The organism is Corallococcus carmarthensis (genome assembly GCF_003611695.1).
GTDB lineage: Bacteria > Myxococcota > Myxococcia > Myxococcales > Myxococcaceae > Corallococcus > Corallococcus carmarthensis.
The window spans coordinates 1-8,716 of record NZ_RAWE01000309.1; the positions used below are offsets into that span (position 1 = coordinate 1).

General features: G+C 71.0%; 6 protein-coding genes and 1 pseudogene. 3 read left to right on the forward strand and 4 right to left on the reverse strand.

All coding sequences use genetic code 11. The features are described 5' to 3' along the window. Window positions 1-153: 153 nt before the first annotated feature. Window positions 154-987: a hypothetical protein gene (locus D7X32_RS41205; protein WP_171449583.1), complete on the forward strand. Its 834-nt coding sequence runs from the start codon at window positions 154-156 to the stop codon at window positions 985-987. Between the two features lie 61 nt (window positions 988-1,048). Here the strand turns inward: D7X32_RS41205 and D7X32_RS41210 are convergent, their stop codons facing one another. Continuing rightward, window positions 1,049-2,296, reverse strand: a complete 1,248-nt coding sequence (locus tag D7X32_RS41210) for an ArsB/NhaD family transporter (RefSeq protein ID WP_120607985.1) — start codon at window positions 2,294-2,296, stop codon at window positions 1,049-1,051. 186 nt (window positions 2,297-2,482) lie between these two features. On the opposite strand from D7X32_RS41210, the gene D7X32_RS41215 reads away from it, so the two are divergent. Together D7X32_RS41215 and D7X32_RS41220 are read left to right on the forward strand one after the other, a co-directional pair. Next, the gene (locus D7X32_RS41215; protein ID WP_208752719.1) at window positions 2,483-4,903 is read left to right on the forward strand and encodes a DEAD/DEAH box helicase; all 2,421 of its coding nucleotides are present in this window, start codon (window positions 2,483-2,485) and stop codon (window positions 4,901-4,903) included. Between the two features lie 16 nt (window positions 4,904-4,919). Next, the gene (locus D7X32_RS41220; protein ID WP_120607986.1) at window positions 4,920-6,566 is read left to right on the forward strand and encodes a ribonuclease H-like domain-containing protein; all 1,647 of its coding nucleotides are present in this window, start codon (window positions 4,920-4,922) and stop codon (window positions 6,564-6,566) included. Here D7X32_RS41220 and D7X32_RS41225 read toward each other — a convergent pair whose 3' ends face one another. The 3 genes and pseudogenes from D7X32_RS41225 to D7X32_RS45795 all read right to left on the reverse strand — a co-directional run. Next, the gene (locus D7X32_RS41225; RefSeq protein WP_120607987.1) at window positions 6,567-6,971 is read right to left on the reverse strand and encodes a hypothetical protein; all 405 of its coding nucleotides are present in this window, start codon (window positions 6,969-6,971) and stop codon (window positions 6,567-6,569) included. Further along, entirely contained in the window at window positions 6,968-7,960 is a 993-nt protein-coding gene (locus tag D7X32_RS41230; RefSeq protein ID WP_120607988.1) for a hypothetical protein, read from the reverse strand. Before D7X32_RS41230 ends, D7X32_RS41225 begins: the two co-directional genes overlap by 4 nt. Before the next feature lie 105 nt (window positions 7,961-8,065). Continuing rightward, window positions 8,066-8,716 (reverse strand): annotated as a pseudogene (locus D7X32_RS45795) (hypothetical protein); the annotation flags it as partial.

Consider the following 8,716-nt stretch of genomic DNA (forward strand, 5'->3'; position numbering starts at 1 on the left):
GTCGTCAGCGACAGATGTGTATAAGACACAGGGTCGGGGGGAACAGAGGGGGGAGGATTCACGGCCGCGCAGCATAGCAGCGCCGGGCCTTCCCCAGGCTTTCGGTGGGTCACAAACAGGCCAGGGGGGCGGGGATGGGATAGCCTGGGCCCCATGGTGCGAAGCCGAAGCGTCCTTTTCGCGGCAGTCCTCGTCGCCTTCACCGCCGGTTGCGCCGCGCAGCGGCTCTCCGGCGCGGACCTGGACCGGGTCCAGCGGCCCGCCTTCATCTCCCGCATCGAGGACGGCGCGGGGCCCAAGAGCAAGGTGTTCCAGGAGGACGGCGCCTACTCGGGCAAGCTCAAGAAGCTGGAGCCCAAGGAGGCGGACCGCCGGCTCACCGTGAAGCTGCAGCAGGCGGTGACGCGCTTCGAGCTCTCCGAACGCCTGCGCGTCACCACCCTGTCGCGCCTGCCGGAAGAGGCCCCGTGGACGGACACGGTGGACCCCGCCCGGGTGGCCTCCGCGCTGGAGAGCTTCCTGGTGGAGGAGGTGCCCGCCAACGCGCCGGACTACGACCTGATGGCCCCGCTGGGGGCGGACACCGTCGTGGAGTTCGTCATCCAGGACTACGGCATGCGCAGCGAGGATGGGCACGCGGGGGCCTACCTCAAGGGTTACGGCCGCATGTTCCGGGTGGATGGACGTTCGGAGCTGTGGCGCCGGCCGTTCGACCTGGACGCGGTGGAGCAGGGCGCTCCGCACCTGGATCCGTTCAAGGTCGGCAAGGAGCCGGAGCTGTTCCGCCTGGCCATGACGGACCTGTTGGACAAGGTCGCGGACATGTTCGTGAAGGACCTGACGCCCACGAACCGCAAGGGCGCGGCCCCCTCGGGCAGCACCGCGGCGGACACCGTGCCCTCCGCAGTCACCCCGGCGTCCGCACCCGCGCCGGCTCCGCCCGAGCTCCAGCTGTCCCCGGGCGAGCTGCCGGATCCGGACGCTTGAGCCGCCCGGTGCCCGAGGCGGCGCGAACCTGTCCGACCGCCGGACAGGTGGGGCGGCCTGCCTAGAAGAGAGCGTGCTCGGCCAGGAGCACGCCCAGCCCCACGGCGAAGCTGAGCAACGTCACGGGCACGCCGATGCGCAGGTAGTCCATGAAGCCCATGCGGACCTTGCCACGCGCGGCCTCGAAGACGATGAGGTTCGCCACGCTGCCCACCAGCGTGAGGTTGCCCGCCAGCGTGGAGCCCAGCGCGAGCACGTGCCACGCCAGCTCCGGCTCCTGCATGGACGGCACCCACGCGCGCGCGAGCATCACGAATGGCACGTTGCTGAACAGGTTGGACGCCACGAGTGTGAGGACCGCGAAGCCCAGCGTCTCGCGCCAGGGCGGCCCGGCCATCAGCGGGGAGAACAGGTGGCGGATCTCCTCCGCCCAGCCCGCCTTGTTCACGCCGTGCACGACGACGAAGAGGCTGGCGAAGAAGAGCAGCAGCACCCAGTCCACGCGCTCCAGCGCCTCGCGCGAGTCGTGCCGGGACAGCGACATCACCAGCACTCCGCCCGCGAGCGCGCTCCAGCTCATGGGCAGCCCGGCGAAGAACGCCACCACCACGCCCAGCAGGGTCCCCAGGCCCAGCGCGAGCAGCCGGCGGTCCACCTCCAGCGCAGGCGGGTGCGTGTCGAAGCGCGCGGCCGGCAGGTCCTTTCGGAAGAGGTACAGCAGCGCCACGGCGACGATGGCGGTGGAGAGCACGGCGGGCAGGGCCATGTACGCGGCGAAGCGTGCGTAGCCCAGGCCGGACGCGCCCTGGATCAGCATGTTCTGCGGGTTGCCGGTGAAGGTGGCCACGGAGCCGCTGTTGCTGCCCATGCACACCGCGAGCAGGTACGGCACGGGCGGCAGGCGCGCGTCCTCCACCACCACCAGCACCAGCGGCGTGAGGAACAGGCACACCGTGTCGTTGACGAGGAACGCGGACAGGAACGCGCTCACACAGGTGACGGCCACCAGCAGCAGCCGGGGCGTGTGCGCGACGCGCACGGCCTTGGCTCCGGCGGCGCGGAAGAAGTTCGCCTGCGCCAGGTACACGGCCAGCAGCATCATCCCCAGGAGCAGGACGAGGGTGTCCATGTCGATGGCCTGCTGGCCCCGGTCCGAGCTGTGGCCGAAGACCTCCGCGGGCGTGACGACCCCGGCGACGACCATCAGCGTGGCGCCCAGGAGGGCACCTCCGGGACGGTCCAGCTTGATGAAGGGCAGCCTCGCCCCGGCGATGAAGATGTACGTGAAGAGGAAGATCGCGAGCGCCACGGGCGCGGGACACTAGGGTCCGCCCGGGACGCGCGTCGAGGCTTCTGAAGCCGTCGGTCCAGGTGGGAGTCACAGCCCGCGCTACCGCCCGGCTGGAACGTGGGCGGTCGGCCCCTGGGGGACCGGCGCGACGGGTCCTGACGCGCGTTGTCCTTCCGGGTACACGTCTGTACAGTGCCCGGCCCTATGAAGCCCGAGAAGGAAACCGAGGCCTTCTCCGGCCCGCGCCGCACGCCGTGGTCGGGGGCTCGCGGGCTGGACGCCGTCCTCCAGGGATGGCGGACGGACCGGCAGGTGTGGCCGAACATCGTCCACGACGCCGTGACGCCGGCCCGCGCGGGCGTGTTCGCGCCGATGCCGGAGGGGCTGTCCCCGCAGGTCCGGGACGCGCTCAAGCGCCGGGGCGTGGAGCAGCTCTTCTCCCATCAGGCGGAGGCCTTCGAACGGGCCCGAGACGGGGAGAGCCTGGTCATCGCCACGCCCACCGCGTCCGGCAAGAGCCTCTGCTACAACCTGCCGCTGCTGGATCGCTTCGCGCGCGAGCCGGAAGCGCGGGCGCTCTACCTGTTCCCCACCAAGGCCCTGTCGCGCGATCAGGAAGAGTCGCTGCGCGCGTTCATGCGCGAGGCAGGCCTGGGCCATGGCGCCATCACCTTCGACGGCGACACGCCGGGAGACGCGCGCCGTGCGGCCCGTGAGCGCGCGGGCGTGGTGCTCACCAACCCGGACATGCTGCACACGGGCATCCTGCCGCACCACGCGAACTGGGCGCGGCTGTTCGCGAACCTGCGCTACGTGGTGATTGACGAGCTGCACACGTACCGGGGCGTCTTCGGCTCGCACCTGGCGAACGTGCTGCGGCGGTTGCAGCGGGTGGCCCGGTTCCACGGAGCTTCGCCCACGTTCATCCTGGCGTCGGCGACCATCGGCAACCCGAAGGCGCACGCGGAGCGGATGCTGGGACGCGAGGTGGCGCTCGTGTCGGAGAGCGGTGCGCCGTCCGGCGAGCGCCGGGTGCTGGTCTACAACCCGCCGGTGGTGAACGCGGAGCTGGGCATCCGCGCCAGCTATCTCAAGAGCGCGGTGCGGCTCACCTCGGACCTGGTGCGTGCAGGGGTGTCCACGCTGCTGTTTGGCCAGTCGCGCAACAACGTGGAGGTGATGCTCAAGTACCTGCGCGACCGGTTCGTGGAGGAGAAGCTGGACCCGTCGCTCATCCAGGGCTACCGGGGCGGATACCTGCCGGGCACCCGGCGCGCCACGGAGGCCGCGATGCGCGCGGGCGAGGTGCGCTGCGTGGTGGCCACCAACGCGCTGGAGCTGGGCATCGACATCGGGTCGCTGGACGCGGTGGTGTGCGCGGGCTACCCGGGCTCCGTGGCTGCACTGGCGCAGCGCTTCGGCCGCGCGGGCCGGCGGGGCATGGGGAGCCTGGCGCTGCTGGTGACCTCCAGCGCGCCGTTGGATCAGTACTTCGCGGCGGATCCGCGCGCGCTCACGGGCGCGCCGGTGGAGCATGCGCGCATTGATCCGGACAACGTGGAGATCCTGGTCCAGCACCTGAAGTGCGCCGCGTTCGAGCTGCCCTTCGAGGAAGGGGATGCGTTCGGCGACGTGCCGGTGGAGAACACCACGGAGGCGCTGGACTTCCTCACGCAGCATCAGGTGGTGCACCCGTCGCAGGCGCCAGAGGGCGGCCGGCGGATGTTCCACTGGTCGTCGGACGCGTACCCAGCGCACCACGTGTCGCTGCGCAGCGTGGGCTGGGACAACGTGGTGGTCATCGAGCGCGGAACGGACAAGACGCTGGCGGAGATGGACTTCCGCTCCGCGCACACGCAGCTGCACGAGCAGGCCATCTACCAGCACGACTCCGAGCAGTACCAGGTGGAGCAGCTGGACCTGGAGAACCACAAGGCGTTCGTGCGCAAGGTGGCGCCGGACTACTTCACGGACGCGATGACGAACGTGCGCGTGAGCGTCATCCAGGAGGACCAGGGCGCGCCGCTGGGGCCGTCGCTGCACGCGGGGCTGGGCGAGGTGTCCGTCATCGAGAAGGTGGTGGGCTACAAGAAGATCAAGTTCCACACGCACGAGAACGTGGGCTACGGCGACGTGCGGCTGCCGGAGATGCAGATGCACACGTCGGCGCTGTGGCTGACGGTTCCGGAGGCGGTGGTGCGCGCCATGGACGCTCCGAGGCCCGCGGTCATCGACGCGCTTCGCGGCCTGGGTTCCGCGCTGCGCACGGTGGCGTGCGTGGGGTTGATGAGCGACCCGCGCGACCTGGGCCGGACGCTGGGCAGCCGGGACGAACCGGACGGTCCGCCGCGCAAGGAGGGGGGCGTGGGCTTCGAGCCGACGCTGTTCCTCTACGACAACGTGCCCGGCGGAGTGGGGCTGGCGGCGCGGCTGTACGATCAGCGCGAGGAGCTGCTGCTGCGAGGGCGCAAGTTGCTGGAGTCGTGCCCGTGCGAGGATGGATGTCCGGCGTGCATCGGGCCGGCGGCGGGTGGGCAGCCGGGGAGCGCGCCGTCGGGGTCGCATCCTCGCAAGCGGCTGGCGTTGGACCTGCTGGCGGCGCTCGGCGTCGCCGGGGTGCAGTGAGGAGCACGGGCGCGGCATGGACCTGAAGCGCAAGCTGTCCCGACTCACCAACGCGGGCCCCGGCAGTCAGGCCCGGGGGCCCGTGAACACCGTGGTGGTGACTCCCGCCGTGGAGACACCGGCGGTGGAGGCGCGCGCCCGGGACGAGGCGGTGGCTCGGGTTCCCTCGGTGGAAGAGGCGGGCACGACCACCATCGCGGAGGTCCTGGTGCAGGCGCTGCGCAAGCGCCTCACGATGGACGGGGAGGGTGAGCCTGCCGTCGACGTGGAGCCGGGTGCGCCGGCCACGCAGGATGCGCGTGCACGCGAGGCCAGGCTCGCGGATGCGGTCACGCAGGCCCGTGAAGACGGGCTCGCGGAGGGAACTGCCCGGGCTCGGGCGGATGGCCTGGTGGATCTGCGCGAGGAGGCGCGGCGGCGGTTCGCGGCGAAGCGGGGTGGCACGGCGGACGGAGCGGCGGATCCACGGGTGGAAGCGCTGCGCCAGATGCTGTCGTTCTGGGCGGAGCGGCAGGGCACGGCATCGGCTCGGAAGGCAGCGGCGCCGGTCCCCGAGCCGCGGGCGTTGCCGGTGGAGGCACGGTCGACGCCGCATGGCACGGTGCACGTGGCCGAGCAGCTGTACCCGCCGGAGCACTGTCACGGCACGGCGCCGGTGGCGGCGGCGCTCGACGTGGAGGCGCGCCTGGTGGCGGGGCTGGCGCTGCATCCGGAGCTGGAGTCGGTGGACTTCACCCGGATGCTGATGCTGGACACGGAGACGACAGGGCTCGCGGGTGGAACGGGCACGGTGCCGTTCCTGGTGGGCCTGGGCTGGTTCGAGGGCCGCTCCCTGCGCGTGCAGCAGCTCTTCCTGCGGCGCATGGGGGAGGAGGCGCCCATGCTGCGCCTCCTGGCCGAGCGCATGGCGTCGTCGTCCTGCCTCGTCACGTACAACGGCAAGAGCTTCGACTGGCCGCTGTTGCGCACGCGCTTCGTGCTCAACCGGGTGCCGGTGCCGAAGGAGCTGCCGCACCTGGACCTGCTGCACTGCGCGCGGCGCGTGTTCAAGCACCGGGGCGAGGGCGCGAGGCTCGTGCACCTGGAGTCGAAGGTGCTGGGGCATCACCGGGTGGGGGACGTGGACGGTTCCCTGATCCCGGAGCTGTACTTCCGCTTCCTGCGCGGCACGGACGGTTCGGAGCTGGTGCCGGTGCTGGAGCACAACCAGAAGGACCTGCTGCTCCTGGCGGCGCTGCTGGGCGACCTGGTGCGCCGCTTCCAGTCGGAAGGCACGGAGCCGCAGGACCCCAGGGATCTGCTCGGTTTCGCGCAGGTGGCGGAGCGGGCAGGGGACGCGGAGCGCGCGCTGACCTTCGCGAAGGCCGCCGCGGAGAGCGGCGGCCCGGTGGGGATTGAAGCGCTGGTGCTGGCCTCGCGCGTCTGCCGCCGCTCGGGTGACTGCGAGACGGCGGTGGCGCACCTTCAGCGGGCGCTCACGTTCGCGAAGCCCGGTCAGGGTGCGGTGCTGCACCTGTCCCTGACGAAGCTCTACGAACACTCGCTCAAGGACCTGCCCCGGGCCCTGTACCACGCCCGGCTGGCCGCTCCCGTGGAGCTGCCCGACGACCACCAGCTCCGGCTTGAGCGCCTGGAGCGGCGGCTGTCGCGGCAGGGGGCCTGACTAGAACTTCCACTCCTGTCCCTTCTGCCCCAAGGCCGCGCGCGTCGCCGCCACGTCCTGCAGGGCCTTGAAGGGCGAGGCGTCCGCGAGCTTCACCACCGAATCCAGGACGGCCGAAGCCATCTGCACGTTGTTGCCCTGGATGGCACCGTCGAGCCGTTCGAAGAGCTGCCGGAAGTTCTCCTTCCGCTCGTCGAAGCTGCGATCGAGGTGGTGCATCAGCACGTCGCGCATGGCGTGGATGTGCTCCACGTTCACCCGGGCATTCTCCCGCAGGCGCGTCTGCTCGGTCTGCTCCTTCGCGATGTCGCGCACGCACTCGGTGATGGTCCGGATGCCCTGCAGGACGTCGCCAATCCCTGCCACGGGCAGATTGCCCACGGGGGCCAGGTTCTTCGAGGTCATGCCGCCTCCGAATGCAGGAGGTGACGGGTCTGCCCGAGCAGGGCCTCCAGTTGAACGTTGAGGTCGCCGCCTTCGGTGAAGAGCGGGACGCGCATCAATTCACTCTCCGCCTTGGCCAACTGCATGGCGATGGCGAAGCGAGCCAGATGCGCATCGTCTTCGGCGTTGAAGTGTCCGGACAACGTCCAGAGGGACTCGACCGCCGCCTTCGCGCGCTGGTCGAGCAGGTCGAGGACCGTGCTCAGCTCTTCCACGCGGATGCCCGCCCGCGCCAGCAGTCCGATGATGGCTTCGATCTTCGCCACCTGTTCATCCACTTCGCACGAATAGGCTTCGGCCTTCGTCTTCGCCTTCTCTCCCTCCCGGGCGAGGAAGAAGCCGGCCACGGCCGCGGCGGGCGCCACCGCGATGCCGCCGAGGACCACGGCGCCTCCCGCCATGCCAAAGCCCCCCGCCGCGAGGGAGCCTCCGCCCAGCCAGGCCAGGAGCGCACTGTTCGCCGCGGCCCCCGACAGGCCCGACATGGCCACGCCGGTGCCCGCGGTGGCGAAGGTGGTGACGAGCCCCGTCGTCATGGCGCTCGCACCGGCGCCGGTCATCGCGGCCGTGACGGCGCCAGAGAGGGCGCCGCCCGCTTCGAGGTACTGCGCGGCGAACTGGCGCACCTCCTCCCGGCTGACCCCCACCGCCCCCAGGCTCTCCAGCGCGGCGATGCGGGCCCGCTGGTTCAGCTGCTCAAGGAAGTCGAAGAGGCGCTTGAAGGTGGTGGCCACCACCTTCGCCTTCTGTTCGCCAAGGGCGTCGAGCTTCCCCTGCAACCCGCCGCGTGTTTCATCGAGATGCCCGAGCCACTCGCGGTGCTTTGCCTCCGCGGCCTCGCCAATCTCATTGGCCTCCCGCATGGCATCGACGCCGTCGTAGCCCTTCTTCGCTCCATATCCGAGGAGGCTTGCGAGTCCGATCGCGACAGGAATGAGAGGCAGCGGCATGGGGAGCCTTTCAGGTGGGGTTCTACGCGGCCATGCTGCGGCGTCCGCGACAACGCTCACAATCCCCCGTCCGGGTGAGGACGCGTGGACCCAGGCCCTCAGCCCTCACGGCAGCGCAGCACGCAGGCCCGGGAACCACGCGACGATCAACCGCTGCGTTCCCAGCTTCACCTGGGCCCGGCCCGATTCGCCGTCCTGGTAGACGCGCTTCTTGCCTTCCCGCTCGTAGGTCCGGGCCGGCACGTGCGCCCGGACCAGCACCACGCCATCCCGGGACACCGCGTCCGCCCGCCGCCGCACCTTCGCGAACTGGAGCGACTCCTCCGGACCTTCCACCTGCTCGATCTCCGCTTCGAGCGGGACCGGCATGTCCGGCAGCTGAAACTCCAACGTCATCCCCGGCGCCAGCTCCGACCGGTACTCCCCCGGGAACAACACGTGGAGCGACGGCAGCACCTTCCGGTTCAGCAACGCCACCACCGGCTGCCCCTCCACCACCTGCGCACCCTTCGTCACCGGCACCTGGCCCACGATCGCCTCCAGGGGCGCCACCACCTCCGTCGTCCCTGACGCCGTCTCCAGCCTTGCCACCACCTTCCCGGCCTGGACCGGCTCGCTCAGCCCCACGTCCACCGACATCACACGCCCCGCGGCCGGGGCGGGAACGTCCACCCACTCGCCCTGCTGGAGCATCACCGGCCCGCGCGCCGTGCGGTCCACCCGCACCATCCCCGCGAGCACCCCCAGCGTCACCAC

Bases quoted from the DNA above. Each gene is read 5' to 3' on its own strand.
- D7X32_RS41205 (WP_171449583.1), top strand. From the start codon at position 154: ATGGTGCGAAGCCGAAGCGTCCTTTTCGCGGCAGTCCTCGTCGCCTTC.
- D7X32_RS41215 (WP_208752719.1), top strand. From the start codon at position 2,483: ATGAAGCCCGAGAAGGAAACCGAGGCCTTCTCCGGCCCGCGCCGCACG.
- D7X32_RS41220 (WP_120607986.1), top strand. From the start codon at position 4,920: ATGGACCTGAAGCGCAAGCTGTCCCGACTCACCAACGCGGGCCCCGGC.
- D7X32_RS41225 (WP_120607987.1), bottom strand. From the start codon at position 6,971: ATGACCTCGAAGAACCTGGCCCCCGTGGGCAATCTGCCCGTGGCAGGG.
- D7X32_RS41230 (WP_120607988.1), bottom strand. From the start codon at position 7,960: ATGCCGCTGCCTCTCATTCCTGTCGCGATCGGACTCGCAAGCCTCCTC.